At 72.8% G+C, this 22,175-nt stretch carries 17 protein-coding genes and 1 pseudogene; 11 read left to right on the forward strand and 7 right to left on the reverse strand.

The genetic code is table 11. From position 1 onward, the window contains the following. The first annotated feature begins 649 nt into the window (after positions 1-649). Complete coding sequence (locus ACZ6EM_RS37655) at positions 650-1,456, forward strand: DeoR/GlpR family DNA-binding transcription regulator (RefSeq protein ID WP_465774407.1); 807 nt, start codon at positions 650-652, stop codon at positions 1,454-1,456. A 23-nt stretch (positions 1,457-1,479) separates the two neighbouring features. Here ACZ6EM_RS37655 and galK read toward each other — a convergent pair whose 3' ends face one another. Further along, complete coding sequence (gene galK, locus ACZ6EM_RS37660; RefSeq protein WP_465774408.1) at positions 1,480-2,625, reverse strand: galactokinase; 1,146 nt, start codon at positions 2,623-2,625, stop codon at positions 1,480-1,482. A 265-nt stretch (positions 2,626-2,890) separates the two neighbouring features. Between galK and galT the strand changes: the two genes are divergently transcribed. Next, positions 2,891-3,997 (forward strand): galactose-1-phosphate uridylyltransferase, encoded by a 1,107-nt coding sequence (gene galT, locus ACZ6EM_RS37665; protein ID WP_465774409.1) that lies wholly within the window; start codon positions 2,891-2,893, stop codon positions 3,995-3,997. A 270-nt stretch (positions 3,998-4,267) separates the two neighbouring features. Here the strand turns inward: galT and ACZ6EM_RS37670 are convergent, their stop codons facing one another. From ACZ6EM_RS37670 to ACZ6EM_RS37690, 5 genes are all read right to left on the reverse strand, one after another. Then, on the reverse strand, positions 4,268-6,769 hold the full coding sequence (locus ACZ6EM_RS37670; protein ID WP_465774410.1) for an RICIN domain-containing protein: 2,502 nt from the start codon (positions 6,767-6,769) through the stop codon (positions 4,268-4,270). A gap of 88 nt (positions 6,770-6,857) precedes the next feature. Further along, positions 6,858-8,744: a DUF5107 domain-containing protein gene (locus ACZ6EM_RS37675; protein ID WP_452180017.1), complete on the reverse strand. Its 1,887-nt coding sequence runs from the start codon at positions 8,742-8,744 to the stop codon at positions 6,858-6,860. Further along, positions 8,741-9,586: a carbohydrate ABC transporter permease gene (locus ACZ6EM_RS37680; RefSeq protein ID WP_465774411.1), complete on the reverse strand. Its 846-nt coding sequence runs from the start codon at positions 9,584-9,586 to the stop codon at positions 8,741-8,743. The genes ACZ6EM_RS37675 and ACZ6EM_RS37680 overlap by 4 nt, the downstream gene beginning before the upstream one ends. A 46-nt stretch (positions 9,587-9,632) precedes the next feature. Next, the gene (locus ACZ6EM_RS37685) at positions 9,633-10,598 is read right to left on the reverse strand and encodes a carbohydrate ABC transporter permease (protein WP_401053314.1); all 966 of its coding nucleotides are present in this window, start codon (positions 10,596-10,598) and stop codon (positions 9,633-9,635) included. A 2-nt stretch (positions 10,599-10,600) separates the two neighbouring features. Then, on the reverse strand, positions 10,601-11,899 hold the full coding sequence (locus ACZ6EM_RS37690) for an ABC transporter substrate-binding protein (RefSeq protein WP_401053316.1): 1,299 nt from the start codon (positions 11,897-11,899) through the stop codon (positions 10,601-10,603). Between the two features lie 282 nt (positions 11,900-12,181). Here ACZ6EM_RS37690 and ACZ6EM_RS37695 point away from each other — a divergent pair, with 282 nt between their 5' ends. The 5 genes and pseudogenes from ACZ6EM_RS37695 to ACZ6EM_RS37715 all read left to right on the forward strand — a co-directional run bounded on the left by ACZ6EM_RS37695 (position 12,182) and on the right by ACZ6EM_RS37715 (position 17,570). After that, positions 12,182-13,186 (forward strand): LacI family DNA-binding transcriptional regulator, encoded by a 1,005-nt coding sequence (locus ACZ6EM_RS37695; RefSeq protein ID WP_380352787.1) that lies wholly within the window; start codon positions 12,182-12,184, stop codon positions 13,184-13,186. Positions 13,187-13,300: 114 nt separating this feature from the next. Beyond that, positions 13,301-14,059 carry a DeoR/GlpR family DNA-binding transcription regulator gene (locus tag ACZ6EM_RS37700; RefSeq protein WP_380541865.1) on the forward strand — a complete coding sequence of 253 codons (759 nt, stop codon included), beginning with the start codon at positions 13,301-13,303 and terminating at the stop codon, positions 14,057-14,059. A gap of 233 nt (positions 14,060-14,292) precedes the next feature. After that, a complete protein-coding gene (locus ACZ6EM_RS37705) occupies positions 14,293-14,451 on the forward strand; it encodes a hypothetical protein (RefSeq protein ID WP_401052967.1) in 159 nt (52 codons plus the stop codon). Continuing rightward, positions 14,448-14,771: pseudogene (locus ACZ6EM_RS37710) on the forward strand (SIS domain-containing protein); the annotation flags it as partial. The gene ACZ6EM_RS37705 and the pseudogene ACZ6EM_RS37710, both read left to right, overlap by 4 nt. A gap of 132 nt (positions 14,772-14,903) precedes the next feature. Continuing rightward, the gene (locus tag ACZ6EM_RS37715; RefSeq protein WP_465774412.1) at positions 14,904-17,570 is read left to right on the forward strand and encodes a glycoside hydrolase family 31 protein; all 2,667 of its coding nucleotides are present in this window, start codon (positions 14,904-14,906) and stop codon (positions 17,568-17,570) included. Positions 17,571-17,677: 107 nt separating this feature from the next. On the opposite strand, the gene ACZ6EM_RS37720 is transcribed toward ACZ6EM_RS37715, so the two are convergent. Continuing rightward, a complete protein-coding gene (locus ACZ6EM_RS37720) occupies positions 17,678-17,881 on the reverse strand; it encodes a cold-shock protein (RefSeq protein ID WP_359907422.1) in 204 nt (67 codons plus the stop codon). Between the two features lie 415 nt (positions 17,882-18,296). Between ACZ6EM_RS37720 and ACZ6EM_RS37725 the strand changes: the two genes are divergently transcribed. From ACZ6EM_RS37725 to ACZ6EM_RS37740, 4 genes are all read left to right on the forward strand, one after another. Next, positions 18,297-18,524 carry a hypothetical protein gene (locus ACZ6EM_RS37725; RefSeq protein WP_359907425.1) on the forward strand — a complete coding sequence of 76 codons (228 nt, stop codon included), beginning with the start codon at positions 18,297-18,299 and terminating at the stop codon, positions 18,522-18,524. A gap of 451 nt (positions 18,525-18,975) precedes the next feature. Continuing rightward, on the forward strand, positions 18,976-20,790 hold the full coding sequence (locus ACZ6EM_RS37730) for an amidohydrolase (RefSeq protein WP_465774413.1): 1,815 nt from the start codon (positions 18,976-18,978) through the stop codon (positions 20,788-20,790). 369 nt (positions 20,791-21,159) lie between these two features. Further along, a complete protein-coding gene (locus ACZ6EM_RS37735) occupies positions 21,160-21,627 on the forward strand; it encodes a nuclear transport factor 2 family protein (protein ID WP_452180012.1) in 468 nt (155 codons plus the stop codon). 53 nt (positions 21,628-21,680) lie between these two features. Next, entirely contained in the window at positions 21,681-22,133 is a 453-nt protein-coding gene (locus tag ACZ6EM_RS37740) for a nuclear transport factor 2 family protein (RefSeq protein ID WP_452180011.1), read from the forward strand. The last annotated feature ends 42 nt before the right edge of the window (positions 22,134-22,175 follow it).

Raw genomic sequence — 22,175 nt, forward strand, 5'->3', positions numbered from 1 at the left:
GCCTTCTGGCAGAACGTCGCCCAGGGCTCCCTGCTGGTCGCCGCCGTCGTCATCCAGCAGCGCCGCAACCGCGAGCGGGCGGTCGGACTGCCCGCCTGAGCCCGGTCTCCCGTGCGCGGGGCGCCCCACCGCCCGGCGCGCGGGAAACCGGTCCCTGAGCCGGCCCGACGCGTGCGGCGCCGGGCCGGCTCCCCCATCGGGGCCGAACCGCGAACTCCCGAACCGGGTGTCCCGGTGATCAGTCCCCCATGACGTCCGCCTCGGACGGAGGTCCTGGCCGGGCCCGCCACACAGTGGCAGCCGGTCCGGACCCGGCCGGAGGCGGAACGAGCGGTCGGCCGCCGAGGGTCGGCCGGACCGCGACCGGAACCGCCGGTGCCGCCCCTGCCGGCGGCACCGGCGGTTGCGCGTCCTCCCGGTGCGGTGCGGCCGGGCCCCCGCCGTACCGGCCGACCGGTCGGGACGGGGCCCGCCGGGGTCCTGGGATACTGGATCATGTCGCGGCCGACGGCTCCCCGGTCACCGACGCGAACGCTCCGGCGCCCAGCCCGGCCCTCGGCGGTGGCACCGGTACGTCCGGACCGTGGCAGGGTCGGCCTGCCGGAGGACGCGGGAGCGGTCAGGCACCCGTTCGATCGAAAGGGCCTTCGTGGCTGATCAGAGTTTGCTCGCCCCGCAGCGCCAGGCGCTGATCCTGGAGGCCATCCGCAAGGCCGGCGCGGTGCGCGTCGCCGAGCTGGTCGAGCAGTTCGGCGTGTCGGACATGACGATCCGCCGCGACCTGGACGCACTGGTACGCCAGGGAGACGTGCAGAAGGTCCACGGCGGGGCCATCGCGGTGGGGACCGCCAGCACGGACGAACCCGGCTTCGACGTGAAGTCCGGGCTGGAGGAGGGCACCAAGGCCGCCCTGGCCGACGCCGCGGCGCAGCGGGTGGAGCCGGGCAGCGTGGTGGCGCTGTCCGCGGGCACCACCACCTATGCGGTGGCCTCGCGGTTGCTGGAGGTCCCGGGGCTGACGGTCGTGACCAACTCCCTGCGGATCGCGGACCTGCTGTGGGCGGCGGAGAGCGACGGAGCGGAGGCCGTTCCGTCGCTGCTGTTGACCGGTGGGGCGCCGACGCGCTCCGCGGCGCTGGTGGGGGCCCTCGCGGACCAGACGATCCGCACGCTCCACGTGGACCTGCTCGTCCTCGGCGTGCACGGCGTCAGTGAGCAGGCCGGACTCACCACGCCCAACCTGGCCGAGGCGCAGACCAATCGGGCCCTGATCGCCTCGGCCCGCCGCACTGTCGTGGTCGCCGACCACACCAAGTGGGGCGTCGTCGGCCTGAGCAGCTTCGCGACCCTGACGGAGGTCGACTGCTTCATCACCGACGACGCCCTCCCGGCGGCGGCCCGCAGCGTGCTCGCCGACGCGGTCGGCGAACTCGTCGTGGTACCGGCCGCCGGCTGACCGGGCGGGGGCACCGCGCCCGGTCAGGCCAGCCGCCGCGCCCCCGGCGAGGGGACGGCGGTGAAGACGACGGGTGCGGCGAAGCCCGCGGCGCCGAAGGCCGACCGCACCGCGTCCGCGACCGCTGTCACGTCCGCCGTGGCCACCAGGGCGATGACGGAGCCGCCGAAGCCGCCGCCGGTCATCCGGGCGCCCGGCGCCCCGGCGGCCACGGCGGCCTCGACCGCGAGGTCCGTCTCGGGGCAGGAGACCCGGAAGTCGTCGCGCAGCGAGGCGTGTCCGGCCGTCAGGACCGGCCCCAGCGCGGCGATCCGGCCGCCGTCCAGGTGCTCGATCGCCTCGGCCACCCGCTGGTTCTCGGTGACCACGTGCCGCACCAGCGGGGCGAGTTCCCCGGGGAGGCGTTCCAGGGCGGCGGTGAGGCCGGCGGGTGGCAGGTCGCGCAGCGCGGCCAGGCCGAGCAGGTCGGCGGCCTGCTCGCAGCCGGCCCGCAGGGCGGCGTAGGCGCCGTCGCCGAGGTCGTGCTTGACCCGGGTGTCGATCACCAGCAGCCGGTAGCCGGCCGCCTCCAGGTCGAGCGGGACGTGGCGCTGCTCCATGGTCCGGGTGTCGAGGAGCAGTGCGGCGCCGTCCGTGCAGCAGGCGGAGGCCATCTGGTCCATCGCCCCGCAGGGCACGCCGACGAAGGCGTTCTCGGCGCGCTGGGAGATCAGGGCGAGTTCCGGTGCGGACAGGCCGAGCCCGTACAGGTCGTTCAGGGCGGCGGCCGTGGCGCACTCCAGGGCGGCGGAGGAGGAGAGCCCGGCGCCGGCCGGCACGTCGCTGTCGACGGAGAGGTCGGCGCCGCCGATCGTGTGTCCGGCCTCGGCGAGGGCCCAGAACACGCCGGCCGGGTAGGCGGCCCAGCTGGTGACGACCCCGGGGGCCAGGCCGTCGAGCGCGAGGTCGGTGATGGTGCCGTCGCCCTGGGTGCTGTGGAGCCGCACCCGGCCGTCCGCGCGGCGGCGGGCGGTGACCCTGGTGGTGTGCGGGAGGGCGATGGGCAGGACGAAGCCGTCGTTGTAGTCGGTGTGCTCACCGATCAGGTTCACCCGGCCGGGCGCGGCCCACACGCCGCTCGGCCGGGCGCCGTGGACGGCCTCGAAGTCGGTGGCGGCCCGGTCGATCATCTGCTCGGCTCCCGTACGTCGTGCGTATGCGTCGTGTCGGCTCCCGTCGATGCCTCCATCGGCGGACGGGAGTTGATTTCGACATAATCAAACATCATCGGCCGCCACAGTCAACACCTGCGGATTTCTCATCGCAACAGGGATCGAATGCGGCGCCTGATGACCTGCCAGCAGGTCTACACCTGTTGACAAACGATCGGATATGTTTGATTCTGTTGGAGATCGGCACAGGCTGGCCGAACTCCCCCGCAGAAGGAGCACAGCGGTGCACAAGACCGCGACCAAGTTGGCCGACGGCCGCGAACTCGTCTACTACGACCAGGAGTTCGGCACGGTCCGGAACGCCGTGGACGAACGCCCGCTGGAACCCTCCGCGAGCCTCTCCGAGATCCGGCTCGACCCGGTGCTCGGCGAGTGGGTGACCGTCGCCGCCCACCGTCAGCAGCGCACCTACCACCCCCCGGCCGGCGAGTGCCCGCTCTGCCCCTCCCGGGACGGACGGCTGAGCGAGGTCCCGGCGGCCGACTACCAGGTCGTGGTCTTCGAGAACCGCTTCCCCTCGCTCGCTCCGGACTCCGCCGCCCACGTCACCGCCCGCGAGGACGACCCCCTGCGCACCCTCCGGCCGGGCACCGGCCGGTGCGAGGTGGTCTGCTTCGCCCCCGACCACGACGCCTCCTTCGCCGACCTGGACGAGGCCAGGGCCCGCCTGGTGCTGGACGCCTGGACCGACCGCACGGCCGACCTGTCGGCCCGGCCCGAGGTCCGGCAGGTGTACTGCTTCGAGAACCGCGGCGAGGAGATCGGCGTCACCCTGGCCCACCCGCACGGGCAGATCTACGCCTTCCCCTTCGTTCCCTCCCGCACCGCCCGGATGATCGGCCGCGCCGAGGCGTACCGGGCGAGCACCGGCCGCAACCTCTTCGAGGACCTCGTCGCCGCCGAACGGACCGCCCCCGAGCGGCTGGTGCTCCGGGGCGAACACTGGACGGCCTTCGTGCCTTTCGCCGCCCGTTGGCCGTACGAGGTCCACCTCTACCCCAACCGCCGGGTGCGCGACCTCACCGCGCTGAACGAGGCCGAGCGCGCCGAGTTCCCCGGCCTCTACCTCGACCTGCTGCGCCGCTTCGACCGGCTGTTCCCCGCTCCCGCCGGCGCCGCGCCGAACCGGACCCCGTACATCTCCGCCTGGCACCAGGCGCCGAAGGACGGCGGCGACGAACTCGCCCTGCACCTGGAGCTGTTCACCGTCCGGCGCGCCCCCGGCAAGCTCAAGTACCTGGCCGGCGTGGAATCCGGACTCGACGCCTTCGTCACCGACGTGAACCCCGAGGCCGCCGCCGAGCGGCTCCGCGAGGCCGCGTCCCACTGACCCGGCCCACAGGAGGACCCCGGCACGGCCGTCGATCGAGCCGTGCCGGGGTCGGGATCGGAATCGGAATCGGAATCGGGGCGAGGACGCGCTGCCGGCGGCTCGGGCCGACCGGCGATCTCGTCGTCCGTGCGGGCCCCGACCTCCTCCCGGGCGCCGTCCGCGTTCGTGCGTGCGGTCCGGTCGGACGGGAACGCCGGGCTCCCGGGGACAGCCCCCGGGAGCCCGGCATCAGGTCCGCCCCCCAGGGGACCGTCCTGCGGGCCTGGGTCAGGAGATCGACCACCGCTGCAGCGGCGATCCGGTGTCCGGCTCCTGCGTCACCGCGGCGCCGTCGGCGCCGGAGGCGGTGGTGAGCAGCAGGCCGCTGTGGGCCGAGGTGACGGTGCGGGAGCCGTCGGCCGTCAGCCGGACGTTCCAGTGCTGGTTGGCGCCGCCGCCGCACGGCCACTGGATCACCTGGGCGCCGGCGGCCGTGGAGCCGCCGCTGACGTCGGCGCACATCGACGAGAGGCCGTTGACCAGCTCGTACGAGCCGTCGGGCTGGGGGCGGAACTGCCAGAGCTGGTTGCTCCCGCCGGAGGCGGTCCAGGTGATGAGGGGGTTGCCGGCGGCGGTGCTGCTGTCGGCGTCGTCGAGGGCCTTGCCGCCCGTGGTCAGGGTGTGGTTGCCGCTGAGGTCCGGCTCGACGGTCCAGGTGAAGACGGCCGAGGCGCTCGCGGTGCCGGAGGAGGCGGTGACGGTGACCTTCGAGACTCCGGGCCCGGTCGGGGTGCCGGTGATCAGACCCGAAGGGCTGACGGAGAGCCCGGCGGGCAGCCCGGCCCCCGTGAAGGTGAGCGGCTTGCCGGCGCTGTCGGTGGCGCCGAGCTGGACGGAGGCGGCCTTGCCCACGGTGCCGGCCTGGTCGCCGGGGGCGGTGAGGACGACGGCCTCGGGGGCCGTGCCGGTCGGGGCGAGGGCGAGGGTCTGCTCGGCCGCCGTGCGGCCGCCGCCGACCGTGCCGCCGGTGGTGTCGCTCCAGGAGCGGGCGGGCACGGTCTCGGCGAGCCGGCCCGAGGTGCCGGACATGCCGATCACCAGGCCGCTGTAACGGTTCACCAGCTGGAACCGGCCCTTCCCGGCCTTGCTGGGGAGCATGAACCACTGCTGCCCGACGGTGGCGTTCCCGCCGACGGCGCCGGTGGCGGTCAGCGCGGCGCCCCAGGCCCGGCCCGCCGTCGAGGTGGCGTCGACGCCCAGCAGCTGACCGGTGGCGGCGTTGACGATCCGGTAGGAGCCGTCGCCCTCGGCCAGGAACCGCCAGGACTCGCGGGCGGAGCCGGCCGCCTTGGCCGTGGAGGTGACGGCGGAGCCGCCGGAGGTCTGGGCGAGGACCCGGCCGTTGCCGCTCTGGATCCGGTAGGTCCTGGTCAGGTCGACCGGCGGGGCGGCCGGCGCGGAGGAGCCGACGGTGAGCTCGACGTACTGGCCGTCCGAGCCGGCGCAGGCGAAGGAGCAGTACGACCTGAAGGTCTTGCCGACGATCGTGGCGCCGGTCAGGCTGGCGCTGTCCAGGAACCAGCGGTACCAGGAGGCGGTGTGGTAACTGCCGGTGTCGCCGAGCAGGGTCCACTTCTGGGTGGCCAGGTCCTTGGTGGCGTAGATCTGCTGCGGGGCGTTGCCGCTCTGGTCGACGGCCTGCGGAGTGCCGATGTAGAGGCCCAGATAGGCGTCGTAGCTGATGTTCATGACGAACAGCGGCGTGCTCGGGGCGAGCGTGCCGGCCGCGATCTGCTGGCTGACGGTGCCGGGGTTGGCGGGGTTGTACTCCTTGGCCGGCGGGAGGTACCCGGTGGGGTTGGCGCCGTCGGCGGGCACCATGTCGCTCTCCAGGCCGCCGGCCCCGGGCTGCGACCACGCGCCGTCGAACCACTTCTGCCAGCTGCCCGGCGCCATCTTGGCGGACATCGGGGCCCGCGCGACGTGCTGCTGGAACGCGCCCCAGCTGCCGCCCTTGTCGACGATCCGGGAGCCGTAGAAGACGTAGAAGTATCCGGAGGCGGTGTCCACGAACAGTCGCTGGTCGCCGTCGCCGTAGGAGAAGGTCTGCTGCGGGAAGGCCGCGGTGTCGCCGCGTGCGGTGCTGTACGGCGAGGTGATCACGTGGTCCCTGATGGCCCAGGTCCGGCCCTGGTCGGTGGAGACGGCGTAGTCGATCGCGTCGTAGTGCAGGCCGTCGCCGAAGGGCTGGGGGGTGAACTCGTTGTGCACCAGCCCGTACCAGGCCCCGGTGTCCGGGTCGACCCAGACCCCGGCCAGGTCGCAGTAGTTCCGCTGGGCGTAGTGCGAACCCTGCGGCGCGTAGCTGGACTGCCGTCCGGTGGGGCTGTTGTTGCAGCGTGCGGTGGTGTCGTCGTTGCGGTCCGACGGGTCGGCGGGGTTGACGGCGTCGCTGATCGCGGCGGACCTGGTGGCGCTGTCGAAGTCCCGGCCGGTGAAGAAGTCCCACTGCCGGGAGTCCTTGGCGCCGTACAGCGCGTGGGACTGCTGGAAGTAGAAGGTGCCGTCCTTGTCGGTGTAGGGGCTGGCCTGGGTGTCGTCGGGGTAGGCGTACGAGCCGGTCCTGCCGACCGAGACCGTGTACGTGGCGGGGGCCGGTTTGCCGGCGGCAGGTGAGTCGGCGGACGGCCTGTCGGCGGGCGCCGGTCCGGCGGCCAGGGTGCCGGCGCCGAGTGCCGCCAGGGCGGTGGCGGCGAGGACGCGGGCCCATCGGGTGCGTAGAGGTGGCACTGGTACTCCTCTTCCGTGGCGGGGCGCACGGTTGCGCCCCTGCTGTGGGGGGTGCGGAACGGGAGAGTGGTCCGGGGGAGGCGGGCGGTCAGCCGTCCGCCATGCGGAAGTCGTACTGCGGGGGCACCGGTGTGCCGGGGTGGACGGCGAGCCAGAGGGTGTCCAGGGAGAGCTCGCCCTCGCGCATGGTGTCGACCTGGATGCCCTCGGCCAGCAGCCGCCGGACCCGGTCGTCGTCGCCGCGGGCGTGCGCCGCCTCCGCCTCGGCCAGCCTGATCCGGCCGTGCGCCCGGTCGGCCGGGGAGAGCGCCTCGATCAGCGCGAGTGCCTCGGCGGGGCGCTCGGCGCGCCGCAGCGACTCCAGCGTCTCGATCGTCAACTCCCGCAGTTCCGGCCGGAGTCGGTGGGCCGAGAGCATGAGGTCGGCGGCCTCCCGCGCTTGCGGGGTCAGGAGGGCGAGCGCGCGCAGCGCCCAGGGCGAGGCCTGGACGGCGACGGAGCGTTCGAACGCCTCGTGGGCGGACTCCCGCTCCCCGTCGGCCAGGCGCAGCAGCCCGAGCTGGTACAGCGCGTGCCAGTCCGTGGCGTTCGCCTCCAGCAGCCGCCGCCAGTGCGCCCCGGTGACCGGCTCGGCCGGCGGGTCGCAGACCGGGAGCGTGCCGGTCTTCAGGAGCTGCCGCCAGGGTTCCTGGGCGGCCGCCGGCTCGCCGAAGGGCAGGGCGGGCGAGGCGGGCAGGGCACCGGCCTCGATCTCCAGCGCGGCCCAGCCGCCGCCCTCGGACAGCACCTCCTCGGGCGCGCCGAACTCCCCGGCCCGGGCGTCGGCCCGCTCCAGCTCCAGCGGCGGGAGCAACCGGTCCAGCGCCTCGCCGGCGGCCTCCCGGGCGGCTTCCCAACTCCCGTGCACGGCTGTGGGATCGGCCTGCAGCAGCCCGTACGCCTCGGTCCACGACCAGGTGGCGCCTGCGGGCATCGGCAGATGCTCCAGCTGGGTGCGGGCCAGGCCCGCCTGGATCTCCAGGTAGGCGGAGTCCGGGCCGGAGAGCCACTCCTGCCAGTGCCTGCCGCCGGTGCCGGTGCCCCAGCAGAACAGCTTGCGGCCGCGCAGCCGGGCGGTGGAGGTCTGGACGAGCCCGGCGCCGGTGCCGTCCAGCGCGGCGATCCAGGGGCGTTCGCCGCCGGGGAGGTCGAGGAAGTAGTCCGCGGCGCGCGCCGCCCGGCCGGGGTAGCTGCGGTCGGCGCCGTCGACCTCCGGGAAGGGCACCCGGCGCAGGTCGCTGACGTAGTCGCAGTGGAAGGCGTGGTCGGCCGGGCCGAGGACGCGCACGTCCCGGTCCTGGGGCACGGCGATGTTGGACCACCAGTAGACCGGTGTCTCGGTCGGCGCGGGGTTGTGCACGGCGATGCGGACGTAGAGCACCGGGGAGCCGGCGGGCAGCCAGGTGTCCATCCGCAGCACCAGGCGCCGCAGCCGCTCGAAGGCGTACATCCGCAGGCCCGGGGTGCCGTCCGGCGCGCTCACCCGGACGGCGTGCAGCGGCTCGCAGGTCAGCGGCCAGTGCCCGGTGGCGCCGAGGTTCCACTCCACCCCGCCGGCCAGCCAGGCGTCGCGCAGGGCGAGGTTGGCGGGCTGCAGGATCCGGTTGCGGTGCAGCAGCTCCCGCCCGGTGGGGCGGTGGACCAGGGACCACAGCCGCCCGCCGAGGGAGGGCAGGAAGGTCGCGGTGAGGGTCTCGTTCTCCAGCACCACGCACGGGAGTTCGCGCTCGGTACGGACGCGGTCGTACCCGCCCTGCCGGGTGTACGGCAGCAGGGTGTCGGGCACCCCGTAGGCCAGGTTGCGGCGCATCTCGTCGTCGACCCCGGCGCCGGCGCCGGTCTGCCGGGGCAGGCCGTGCAGGATCGGCAGGGTGCCGCCGACCGGATCGGGGGTCCCGTCGATGCGGAGCGGGTCGGTGCGCAGGGTCGAGGTCACTTGCCGATCCCAACTGTCATGCCCTGGATGATCCGCGAGCCCATCCAGGAGAAGAGCGCGATCATCGGGGCGAGGATGATGCAGACCCCGGCGAACATCGTGCCGAAGTCCAGGCCGTTGAACTGCTGTGCCGCGACGAACGAGGAGAGCGCCACCGGGAGGGTGGTCGTCCCCTGGCTGTTCGTCAGGACGAGGGCGAACAGGGTCTCGTTCCAGGCGGTGATGAACTGCAGGAGGAAGGCGGTGACCAGCCCGCCCCGGGCGACCGGGAGCACCACCTGGACGAAGGTGCGCAGCGGGCCGGCGCCGTCCAGGACGGCGGCCTCCTCCAGCACGCCGGGGATGCCGCGGAAGAAGCCGGTCAGCAGGAAGACGGTGAACGGCATCGCCAGGCCGACGTAGACCAGTCCGAGGCCGAGGTCGCTGTCGGTCAGGTCCACCCGGGACAGGCCGATGAACAGCGGCACCACCAGGACCTGGCCGGGCACGCCGAGGCCCATGGCGAAGCTCATCGTCAGTGCCGAGGAGGTCCGCGAGCGGCGCCGGGCGAGGGCGTAGGCGCAGGGGGCGGCGAGGGCGACGGCGACCACGGAGGAGAGGCCGGCGGTGAGCACGCTGTTGAGGGCCGCCCGCGCGAAGCCGCCCTCGTCGAGCGCGGTGGTGTAGTTGCCGCTGTCCGGGCTGGTCGGCAGGCCGAAGCCGTGCCGCAGGATGTCGGGGCCGCTGCGCAGCGAGGTCAGCAGGATCCACAGGACCAGCAGCAGGTCGGCGGCGACGACGATCCAGACGGCGGCCGTGCCGATCCTGCTCGCGAGTCCGGTGGGTCGGTTACTGCGTCGCACGGGAGGGACCTTTCCGGTTGGGTGCGGGGGGCCGGGACGCGACGGGTCAGTACTCGATCGGTTCGCGGCGCAGCAGGCGGCGCAGCACGACGGTGATCAGGGTGACCATGGCCAGGCTGACGATCGCGGCGGCGGTGGCCGTGCCCAGCCGGGGGACGGTGCCCTGTGGGAAGGCCTCGGCGTACACGTACACGGCGGTGTTCCAACTGCTCACCGGCGGATAGGCGTTGGTGCTGCCGCCGTAGAGCAGGATCAGCTCGAAGATCTTCACCGAGCTGACGGTCCACAGCACCGCGCAGACCGCGATGACGTCCCAGGCGCACGGCAGGGTGATGTGCCGGAAGCGCTGGAAGGCGCCGGCGCCGTCGAGTTCGGCCGCCTCGTAGAGGTAGTCGGGGATCTGGTCGACCGCCGCCATGATGATGGAGGTGTAGTAGCCGGTCGCCGTCCAGACCAGGGTGCCCAGGACCATCGGGAGCAGGTTGTCCGTCGACAGCCACTTGGGCGGTGTGGTCACCCCGAAGAGCTTCAGCGCCTGGTTGACCGGGCCGGTGGGCGAGAACAGGAACCCGGCGGCGATGCCGAAGACCATGCCGTTGACCAGCGAGGGGAAGAACAGCACCGACCGGGCGAACAGCCTGGCCCGCATCTCGCGCAGCACCAGGGTCAGCGCGAAGCTGAGCACGAAGGTGATCGTGCCTCCGACGACCATCAGTTCGAGCGTGTTGAACAGCGAGGTGCGAAACCTCGGGTCCTGGAACAGCAGGAGGTAGTTCCGCGGGCCGCGCCACTCCATCTCGCCCATGCCGTCCCACGTGTACAGGCTGGTCCACAGGGCGTAGCCGACCGGGGCGACGAACAGCACCGCGTACACGATCAGCGCGGGCGCGGTGAAGGGCCAGAACACCCGGCGGCGCTGGCGCTCCAGCGGGCCGACGCCGGAGCGGGCGGCGCGCTCGGACCGGCCCGGGGCGGCGTCCGTCCGGGGCGGGTTGTCGATCGTCGTCGCCACCGTCAGCCCTGGGTCTGCCAGTAGGTGACCTGGTCGGCCTTGCACGTGGCGACGAACCGGTCGGCCGTGGTTTTGCCGTGCCAGAAGTCCAGGTAGTTCTCGTTCAGGACCTTGGGCAGCCAGCTGCCGGCCACCCCGTCGAAGCCGAGGCGCACGGTCGGGGCCTCCAGGGCCTTCTGGACGTCGGCCAGTTCGGCGGGGGCCGGGATGTCGCTGCGCGGGGTGAGGTTGAGCGCGGTGGTGGAGATCCCGGACAGGTGCTTCTTCTGCAGGAAGAAGGCGATGAACTTCTGTGCGGCGGCGGCGTTCCTGGCCCGCTTGGGGATCGCGAAGCCGAACAGGCTCGCGTCCGGGGTCTTCGCGGTGGGCGGCAGCATCGACGCCGTCCTCCAGCCGGCCGGGACCTGCTTGGCCACCTCGGCGGTGACGTAGTTGCCGTCCATGTAGAAGGCGGCCTTGCCGCCCGCCCAGTTGGTCTCCTGCGCGGGGTACTTGGTGGCGTCGTAGCCCTCGATCAGGTGGCCGCCCTTCACCAGCTGCTCCACCTGCTGCGCCGCGGCGAGGACCGCCGGATCGTCCCAGCTCGCGCCGGACTTGTCGGCGGCGAGCTGCGCGACGTTCACCCCCGCCCCGTTGAGCAGGTAGTCGAAGTACAGCGCGTTGCTCCAGGGGTCCTCGCCCTCGGAGGCGATGCACGCCTTCCCGGCCGTCTTCAGCGCGTCGCAGACCTTGAGCAGTCCGGCCCAGTCGGTGGGCGGACTGGGCATGGCGGCGGCGATCGCCGGGTCGGCCGCGTTGTAGAACATGGCGTTGGTGACGACCTCGTACGGGATCACGTAGTGGTTGGAGCCGGACGGGTCCTTCGGCAGCATGTCGAAGTACTTGGCCGGGACGACCTGGGAGACCGGGACGTTCTCCTCGGGCACCTGCAGTTGCAGCACCGGCGAGAGGTCCAGTGCCTGGCCGGCCGCGGCGGTGGTGCCGTAGACCTTGTCGTCGGACTCGTCCCACAGGTCCGGGGCCCGGTTGGCGGCGATCGCCGGGCCGATCTTCTTGGCGATGTCCCGGCCCGCCCAGGTGACGTCCACCTTGGCGCCGGTGGCGGCGGTGAAGTCGTCGATCGCGGCCTTCAGCACCTTGGCCTGCGGCTCGTCGGCGCGCCACATCGACCAGTAGGTGAAGCTGCCGGCGGCCTTCGCGCCGCCCTCCGAGCCGCTGCCGCAGGCGCTCGCTCCGAGCGCGAGGGCGACGGCGGTGGCCGCCCCGATGATGCGGGCGGCGGGCATGGTCGTTCTCCCCATGGGTGGTTCCTCTCGGAGGCGCGAGATGCCGCGCGGACGTGTCGTCAGCCGGGGCCCGAGGACGGGGAGCGGCTGGATGGCTGGGACGATACGGTCGGGTTGACCGGTAAATCAAGAGTCCTTGCAAAAACCTGCCCCGGACTGCGTCGCTTCGACACCGATTGCGCAAGGGACTCTCAAGTTGCCGACCGGAGCTGGGGTTTGATCGACCTTGACGCCCCTTCACCGGTGCCCTACCTTTCACCGAAAGCAAGTTGACCGGTAAAGTCGAAGGATCCAGTCATGGTGACGATGCAGGACGTGGCCGAGCGCGCCGGGGTCACGAAGCAGACCGTCTCCAACGTCATCCGGGGACGGGGGGCCGTGAGCCCGGCGACGGCGGCCCGCGTGCGCGCCGCGATCGGGGAACTGGGGTACACCCCCAACCTGGTCGCGCGCTCCCTGGCCACCGGCGCCACCCGGACGGTGGGCCTGTTGGTCCCCACGGTGACGGGCTCCTTCTACCCCGACATCGTCGAGGAGGTCGAGGACGTCCTCGACGCGAACGGCTACCACCTGCTGCTCTGCACCACCCGGCTCGACGGCGAGCGCGCCAAGCGTCACCTGGCGAGCCTGACCAGCCGCTCGGTGGACGCGCTGCTGATCGCCGGCGACCGGGACCTGATCGACCACCTGCCGCTGCTGGCCGAGGCCTCCTTCCCGGTCGCCCTGTGCGCCTGGGAGACCGACGCCCCCGACCGCTTCCCCGTGGTCACCATCGACTACGAGCGGGCCGGCCACCTGGCCGGGCGCCACCTGCGCGAACTCGGGCACGAGCGCGTCGCGGTGCTCGCCAGTCCCGACCACGCCCCGCGGGTGGCGGGCTTCCGGCGCGCCTTCGCCGGCGACGGCCTGACCGTCCCCGACCACGCCGTCCACACCGCGCGCGAACCCACCCCCGCGGGCGGCTTCGCCGCGGCGACGGCGGCGCTCACCGCGGACCCGACGATCACCGCGCTCTTCGCCACCCACGACGTCCTCGCCCTGGGGGCGCTGGAGGCCGCCCGGGAAGCGGGCCGCTCCGTGCCCCACGACCTGTCGATCGTCGGGCACGACGACAACCCGGAGGTCGGCGTGGCCCGACCGGCGCTCACCAGCGTGGCCATCCCCAAGCGGGAGATGGCCCGGGAAGCGGTCGAACTGCTGCTGCGCGCCCTCACCCGCTCCGGCAGCCCGGCCAACTCGATCCAGTTGCTGCGCCCCGAGCTCGTCGTCCGGGACAGCACCGGCCCGGTCGGTGGCCGTTGAACCGGCCCGGGCCGGCGGACCGCTGCCCCGGGGGGCAGCTCCCCGGCCTCCGGTCGGTTCCACGCAGCTCCGCGCAAAGATCGTCCCTCGCACGAACGGCACTAGACTTCCGCCATGCTCAAAGCTGACCGCACCTCCCGGATCCTCACGCACCTCACCGAGACGGGCAGCGCCGACGTGCACGAGCTGGCCGGGCTCCTGCGGGTGTCGGCGGCCACCGTCCGCCGGGACCTGCAGGAACTCCACGACCAGGGCCTGCTGCACCGCACCCGCGGCGGGGCGGTCACCGGCGCCGTCAACCTCGAACTGCCGCTGCGCCACAAGCACGGCACGCGGCAGGCGGAGAAGCGCCGGATCGCCCTGGCGGCCGACCGGTTGGTGCCCGACGGCGCGGTGGTCGGCCTGACCGGCGGCACCACGACCAGCGAGCTGGCCCGCGTCCTGGCCGAACGCGGCGGGATCACCATCGTGACCAACGCCGTCAACATCGCGGCCGACCTGATCGTCCGGCCGGACATCCGCCTGGTGGTGGTCGGCGGCATCGCCCGGACCACCAGCTACGAACTGGTGGGGCCGGCCGCCGACCGGATGCTCGCCCAGTACCACCTCGACATCGCGTTCATCGGCGTGGACGGCCTGACCCCCCAGGAGGGCTGCACCACGCACGACGAGATGGAGGCCCAGACCGACCGCGCGTTCCTGCGCAGCAGCGCGCGGTCGGTCGTCCTGGCCGACAGCAGCAAGATCGGCCGGGTCACCTTCGCCCGGATCTGCCCGCTCTCCGAGGTCCACGACCTGGTCACCGACGCCGAGGCCACGGCGGAGCAGGAGGAGGCGATCGCCGCCGACGGGGTACGGGTCCTGCGCGCCTGACGCCGGGCCGCCGGCCTCACGGACCCGGGTCCCGAAAGTCCGGACCCCGCAGGCCCGGATCCCGCACCTGCTCATGTGCAACGCCCGGCCGGGCCTCCCGGCCGGGCGTTTCTGTCGCCGCAACGGTTGACATGAACTCACTAACGCAGGAAGCTCTTTCGCATCTGCGCGGAATCAGCGTGTATCAAGCATCTCCGATCACTCATCAAGCACATACGAAGGCGGTAACTGCGGTGGACAAACGTGTGCCGGCCCTCCTCACGGTGTGCGCCCTCGGCGCCCTCGCCCTCACCTCCTGCGGCAGCGATGGCAGCGGCGGCGGCACCGACGCCGACGGCAAGGTGACGCTCAAACTGGTCGCCGCCGACTACGGCGACAAGGAGTCCAGCTGAAACGGCGCGAGGCGGCGGGCGCCTGGACCGAGGCGTACCCGGCGATGGAGTACCGGCACGGGCCGATCAGCATCGCCGAACCGGGCCGGGTGGCCTGGGTGTTCGGCGCGCCGCCCGCCGGGCTCGCCGAGGACATCACCCGGGCCGGCGCCCTCCTGGTCGCCGGATCCGGTGGAACGGACGGCGCCCTGGACCCGCTGGCCGACCTCGTCCGGGCCCAGCGGCTGGCCGTCGCGGTGGCCGAGTCGCGGGGCTGCGACCCGGACCGGCCGCGGCACCTCACCCGGTCCGTCGTCCTCGGGGACCGGCGCTGTCCCTGACCGGCGCCGTTCGCCCTCACCACCGCGTGCCCTCACCACCGCGTGCCCTCGCCACCGCGCCCGATCGCCCGCCCGGGCGCGTCCGGCAGGTCCTGACCGCCCACCTCTTCACCGTCGAACGGAGACACCACCGTGCGCCTGCTCCGGCCCCACCTCCGCCGGGCCGCCCTCACCGCGGCCCTGGCCGTCCTCCCCGCCCTGGCCGGGCCCGTCCTCCCCGCCCGGGCCGCGACCCCCGGCTCCGCCGTCCTCGACCAGGGCCACCAGAGCGTCACCTGGCAGAGCCCGCAGTACGCCAAGGGCACCCTCGGCGACCCCGGCAGCTGCCCCCCGGCCGCGCAGGACCCGGGCGGCACGGTCTGCGACCACTTCGACCTCACCGTGAACGTGCCGGCCGGCTACTGGGACGACAATCCGGAGGGCGGCGTCCCGGTGTCCGTCCGCTGGCAGAACCGCACCGACGACTTCGACCTCTACATCTACGACGCCACCGGCAAGCAGGTGGCCAGCAGCGCGGGCACCGCCGACCCGGAGGCCACGGTGATCCCGAAGGCCTCGGGCACCTACCGCGTCCTGGTGGTCCCCTACGACGTCCACGGCGGCTCCTACACCGGCACCGCCTACCTGCCGCAGACCGCCGACGCCGGCGACCTGACCGGCTTCGGCGGCTCCCAGGGCAGCTACGACATCTCCGCGGGCACCCTGAAGGCCCGGGTCGACTTCCTCGCCGACGATCAGCTGCGCCTGCGCGCCGCCCCGGACGGCGTCCTCACCGATCCGGCGGGCAGCACGATCGTCCGCACGCAGCCCGAGCCGCAGCGGGACACCAGCACCTTCGACGCCGGGGCGTACTACGGCATCCGCTCCAAGGGCCTGGTCCTGCGGGTCTACAAGCACCCGCTGCGGTTCGGCCTGTACACGTCGGACGACCGCACCGCCCTCTGGCAGGAGAGCGCCCCACTGCGCTGGAGCACCGGCGGACTGCGGCAGAGCCTGGTGCGCGGCGCGGACGAGCAGTTCTTCGGCGGCGGCGAGCAGAACGGCTCCTTCTCGCACCGCGACCGGACCGTCCACGTCGCCAACAGCACCGACTGGAACGAGGGCGGCTGGAACAACTCCCAGCCCTTCTACGTCTCCTCCGCCGGCTACGGCGTCTTCCGCAACACCTTCACGCCCGGGATCTACGACTTCGGCTCGCCCGTCCGCACCGGGCAGCAGGAACGCCGCCTGGACGCCTACTACTTCACCGGTGACGTCAAGGCGGTGATCGGCCGGTACACCGACCTGGTCGGCAAGCCCTTCATGCCGCCCGTCTACGGGCTGGAGCCCGGCGACTCCGACTGCTACCTGCACAACGCCAACCGCGGCGAGCGCCACACCCTGGACGCGCTGAAGGTCGCCGACGGCTACATGGACAACCAGATGCCGCTGGGCTGGATGCTGGTCAACGACGGCTACGGCTGCGGCTACGAGAACCTGCCGCAGACCGGCACGGGCCTGCGCAAGGACCACGCCCAGCTCGGCCTGTGGACCCAGAACGGCCTGCCCAACCAGGCCGAGGAGGTCAAGGCCGGCGTGCGGGTGCGCAAACTCGACGTGGCCTGGGTCGGCAACGGCTACGACTTCGCGCTGAACGCCTGCGACCAGGCCAAGGCCGGCATCGAGGACAACAGCGACGCCCGCGGCTTCGTCTGGCTGCCGGTCTCCTGGGCCGGCGCGCAGCGCTGCGGCGTGCTGTGGAGCGGTGACCAGAGCCTGTCCTGGGACTACATCCGCTGGCAGATCCCGACCTATGCCGGCGCCACCATGTCCGGCATCGCCTACAACACCGGCGACGTCGGCTCGATCTACCGCCGGGACCCCAAGATGTACGCCCGCGACCTGCAGTGGAAGGCCTTCCTCCCGGCGATCATGACCATGGACGGCTGGGCCCGGGACATGACGGGCAAGCAGCAGCGGGACCAGCAGCCCTGGCTGGACGGCGAGCCCTACACCTCGATCAACCGCAAGTACCTGCAGCTCAAGGAACGGCTGCTGCCGTACATGTACACCCTCTCCGCGGAGGCCACCCGTACCGGCGTCGGCGCGGTCCGCCCGCTGGCCCTGGAGTACCCGCACGACCCGAACGCCCTCGGCCCGAACGCCACGTACGAGTTCCTGGCCGGGCCCGACTTCCTGGTCGCGCCGGTCTACTCGGACACCACCGTGCGCGACGGCATCTACCTGCCCGAGGGCACCTGGACCGACTACTGGACCGGCCGCACCTACCAGGGCCCGACCACGGTCAACGGCTACTCCGCCCCGCTCGACACCCTGCCGCTGTTCGTCCGCGGCGGCGCGATCGTCCCGATGTGGCCCAAGGGCACGCTGTCCTGGGAGAACCGGGACCGCTCCGAGCTCGACTACGACCTCTACCCGCAGGCCGCGGGCGACTCCTCCTACACCCTGTACGAGGACGACGGCGTCACCCGGCAGTTCAACGCCGGCTCCTCGGCCACCCAGCAGGTGGACGTGCACACCAACCGCGCCGTGACCAACGTCCGCATCGGCGCCAGCGAGGGCGACTACGCCGGCAAGCCGGCCCAGCGGTCGTACCGCCTCACCGTGCACGGCCGCCCCGCCCCGCGCCTGGTGGCCGGCGACGCGGGCCCGCTGCCCCGGCTGGACTCGGCGGCCGCGCTCGACGCAGCCGGCTCGGGCTGGTACTACGACGCCGCGACCGGGGTGACGACGGTCCGGACGCCGTCCGTCCCCACCGGCGACGGCTTCTCGCTCAACCTGGTCCACGGCGGCAACTGACCGCCCGGCGGCGAGGGGCTTCCACCCCGGTACGGCAAGGGGCCCGTACCGTGCGCGACGCACGGTACGGGCCCCTTTTCCTGCCGGGCGAAAGCCAGGGCAGAGGACTACAGCGGGCGGATGTTCTCGGCCTGCGGGCCCTTCTGGCCCTGCGTGACGTCGAACTCGACCTTCTGGCCCTCAACGAGCTCGCGGAAGCCCTGGGCAACGATGTTCGAGTAGTGGGCGAACACGTCCGCGCCGCCACCCTCCTGCGCGATGAAGCCGAAGCCCTTTTCCGCGTTGAACCACTTCACGGTGCCAGTAGCCATGAGAAATCTCCTTCGAGAGACTGTCCGAAGCCTGCACCATGCAGACTTTCGAGTCGCCGCGATGAGAACCCTCCGGGAAAGAGCCGGGAAACAAAAAATGCGCCTGCGAAGAGCAGGCGCACACAAAGTTCATGGGAACCACAACTGCAACTAAAACAACCGTAGCAGACGTCGGGCCGCCACGGCGGATAACCACGCGAATATTTTCGCCTCACCCTCCCGGGCGTGCCCCCTCACCCCCAGGGGGACCGCAACAACCGGTTGTCACGGGAAGATTGGGGGCGCCGCGCCCCGTCCCGGCCCGGCCTCGACTTTCCCCACGCCCGGGGGACGGGCCGCCCCGAGGACGACCGGCAACGGATTCACCCCCGCCGGGACGGCCCGTTCCCTCGATTTTCGGAGCATACTGACCAGGATGACGAAATCACCGGCAGTCCGACGCCCTCTGCCCACCAGTCCCTTCAAGCCCCGGCCCGAAGCACCGCCCAAGCACTTCGCGGTCGGCGACCGCATCAGCCACGACAAGTACGGTCTCGGCCGCGTCATCGCGGTGGAGGACGGAGCCTACCCCGCGGTCCTCGTCGACTTCGGCACCCGACAGGAGCGGATCACCCCGCCGTACGCCGCCATGTACACCCTCTGACCGACACACCGGCGGCGATGCCGTCACCGCCCCGGGGTGCGGTCCGGACCCCGACGGCGCAGCCGACGGTGCCCGGTCTCCGGGCCGCCACCGTGCAACACCGCGGGGGCCGATCCGTCGGGCCGTGCCGGGATTCCGGCACGGCCCCGTACGCGCGCGCCCACCGGCCCGCCCCCGCATCACCGTCGTCACCGACCGCATGCCGGTGGCGACGGCCACCGGGTCGTCCGGGGCCGTAACCCCCTCGTCTCCTCCACGTCGGCACCGTTCCCGCCCTGCGCGTCCGGCGCGACACACTCGTCATCCCCCTGCGGCCCTCGGTCGGCCTCGCCCCTCCTGCCGGCCGCTCGCCCATGGATCCGGCCGCGGCAGGAGTCGGGTTCACGATCCGGTTGCCGCGGGTAGGCAGGTGAGCACCAGGAGTAGCCAGCGGTAACAGGAGGGAACCGGAATGAGCGGTCAGCCGGCAGGGACGACGGACGACGGCGGTACCCGGGCCGCGGCACCGTACGACGAGGCCGATGTCATCTTCCACGGCGGGGAGATCGTGACGGCGGCCGCCGACTCCGAGGAGTCCGACCCCCGCCCCGAGGCGGTGGCCGTCAAGGACGGTGTCATCGTCCACGTGGGTGACTACCAGGAGGCCGCCGACCGCTGGCAGGGGCCGCGAACGCAGGTGCGCGACCTCGCCGGCCGCGCCCTGCTGCCCGGGTTCATCGACGCCCACGGCCACCTGGGCGGTATCGGCCTGCAGGCCACCCTCGCCAATCTGCTGGCCGATCCCGACGGCGACGTCACCGACATCGCCTCGCTCCAGGAGAAGCTGCGCGCGTGGGCGAAGACCCCGGTGGGCGCCTTCTCCCAATGGATCATCGGGTTCGGCTACGACGACGCCATGCTCGCCGAGGGCCGGCACCCCACCCGCGAGGATCTCGACAAGGTGTCCACCACCCGGCCGGTGCTGGCCATCCACCAGTCCTTCCACCTCGGGGCGGTGAACAGCCGCGGCCTGCGGGAGCTGGGCTGTACCAGGGCCAGCGCGGACCCGGACGGCGGCGTCATCCGCCGCCGGCCCGGCCCCGTGGCCCGGCCGTACGGCGAGCCCAACGGCGTCCTGGAGGAGACGGCCTTCAGCCCGGCCTCCGAAAAGGCCACCGAGGGGCTGCCGCCGACCGCGCTGGCCGCCCTCTTCGGCAAGGGCGTGGCGTCGGCCGCGAGCTTCGGCTTCACGACCGTCCAGGAGGGCGGCGCCACGCTGAAGAACCTCAAGGCCCTGCGGGACGCCGCCGCCGTCGTGCCGTTCAAGATCGACGTCGTCGCCTACGCGCGGGCCGACGAGGCGACGGCCTCACCGGAGCCGGACCCGGTCGGCGCGAGCCAGGAATACCACCGGGGTGTGCGCGCGGCCGGCGTGAAGATGTACCTGGACGGATCCCCGCAGGGCCGCACGGCCTGGCTCACCGAGCCCTACCAGGAGCGGCCGGAGGGCACGCCCGAGGGCTACCGCGGCTACCCCACCGTCGAGGACCCCGAGGTCGTGCTCGACCAGGTGCGCACCGCGTACGCCAGGGGCTGGCAGGTGCTCGCCCACGTCAACGGGGACGCCGCGATCGACCAGTTCATCGAGGCGGTCGGCACCGCCGCCCGGGAGGCCGGCCCCGGCGACCGGCGGACGGTGGCGATCCACGCCCAGACCGCCCGCAAGGAGCAGGTCGAGGCCTTCGACCACCTGGGCGTCATCCCGTCCTTCTTCTCCATGCACACCTACTACTGGGGCGACTGGTACCGCAAGACCGTCCTCGGACCGGAGCGGGCCGCCACCATCTCCCCCGCCCGCTGGGCCGTGGACCGGGGGATGATCTACACCTCGCACCACGACGCCCCGGTCGCCCTGCCCAACTCGATCGCCATCCTCTCCAGCCAGGTCACCCGCCGCACCCGCACCGACCAGGTCGTCCTCGGACCCGAGCAGTGCGTGTCGGCCCTCGACGCGGTCAAGTCCATCACCATCAACGCCGCCCACCAGTACTTCGAACAGGACCGCAAGGGCAGCATCGAGGTCGGCAAGCTCGCCGACCTGGTGATCCTCTCCGCGAACCCGCTGACGGTCCCGCCGGAGGAGATCAAGGACATCAAGGTCGCCGAGACCATCAAGGAGGGCACCACCGTCCACTCCGTCGCCGACGCGAACAGCGACGGGAACGCCGACGACCCCGTTCCCGGTCTCGAAGTCCCCACCGACTACCAGTGGCACGGCTGCTGCTGACGGCCCGTCCCGCGCCGCCGCCCCCGGACCTGCGGGCCCGGGGGCGGCAACGGGCGTGCCATCAATCTCCGACACGCTCGCGACGGCCGGGGCGCGGTCCGGCGCCGGTGCGTGGTCCGACGCCGGTGCGCTGCCCGCGCGGGGCCATCGCCACAACCGGAACCCCCCGACGCACGCTCTGCGGGGCGCACGGGAGCTCCGGCGGTCCCGGGTCGTCCCGGTCGTCCCGGGTCGTCCCGGTCGTCCCGGTCGTCCCGGTCGTCCCGGTCGCGGCTCCTGCCGGGCGGCAGCGCCTGTTCGTCCGGTTGCGGGGACCACGGCGCCGGTGCTCTCCTGCTGGTGTCAGGCAGTGCGACGATCGGAGCCGATGTGTCGTCCCCCGTTGCCGTCCCGCCCCAGGAGGCCGCCGACCGGCTGGCCATCCGCCGACTGGTCGACGCCTACGCCCACTGTGCGGACCGCCGGGACGCCGGGGGGCAGATGGCCCTGTTCACCGAGGACAGCCGCTTCCTGGTCCACATGGACGCCACGGCCGCCGAACCGACCCAGGAGCTGCGCGGACGCGCCGCCCTCGCACCGGTCTTCGCCGACCTCAACCGGTACCGGGCCACCACCCACTTCAACGGCCAGAGCACCGTGACCCTCGACGGGGACCGGGCCGAGGGCGAGACCTACTGCCTGGCGCACCACGTCTCGTCCGGCGCGGACGACGAGCGCACGATCATGATCGCGTCCATCCGCTACCTCGACCGGTTCGTCAAGCAGGACGGCTGCTGGTTCTTCGCCGAGCGCCGGCTGCTGGTCGACTGGACCGAGACCCGGCCCTGCAAGCCCTGACGCCCTGACACCCCGGGCGACAATCCGATTGCCTTCACGGAAGGGGACGTGCGATGACCACCGACGCGGAGGCCGTGGTCCGGGCCGCCTACCACGCGGCCGAGGGCGACGTCCTCGACGTGCAGGGCTTCATCGACCTGTTCACCGAGGACGGGGTGTTCAACAACGTCGTCGCGGGCGAGAGCTACCGCGGCGAGCACCTCGGCGACCAGGTCGCCTTCATGGGCGCCCTGGCGCCCGACATCCACCGCGAACTCCACCGGGTCCACGTCGTGGGCGACGTGGTCGCCGTCGAGCTGACGATCGAGGGCACCGTCACCGGCCCCTTCGAGACGCCCGCCGGCACCGTGCGGGCCACCGGCGCCCGGCTCGGCATCCCCACCGCCGACTTCTGGTACGTCCAGAACGGGAAGGTCAAGGAATTCAACTGCTACGTCGGGCTCAGCGTCATGCTCGCCCAGCTGGGCGTGCACCCCGACTTCGCCTCCGCCGTCACAACCCCCTGACCACCTCCGGAAGCACGGGTACGGCGCCCGACCGCCGGCAGC

This window comes from Kitasatospora sp. NPDC041917, assembly GCF_055589745.1.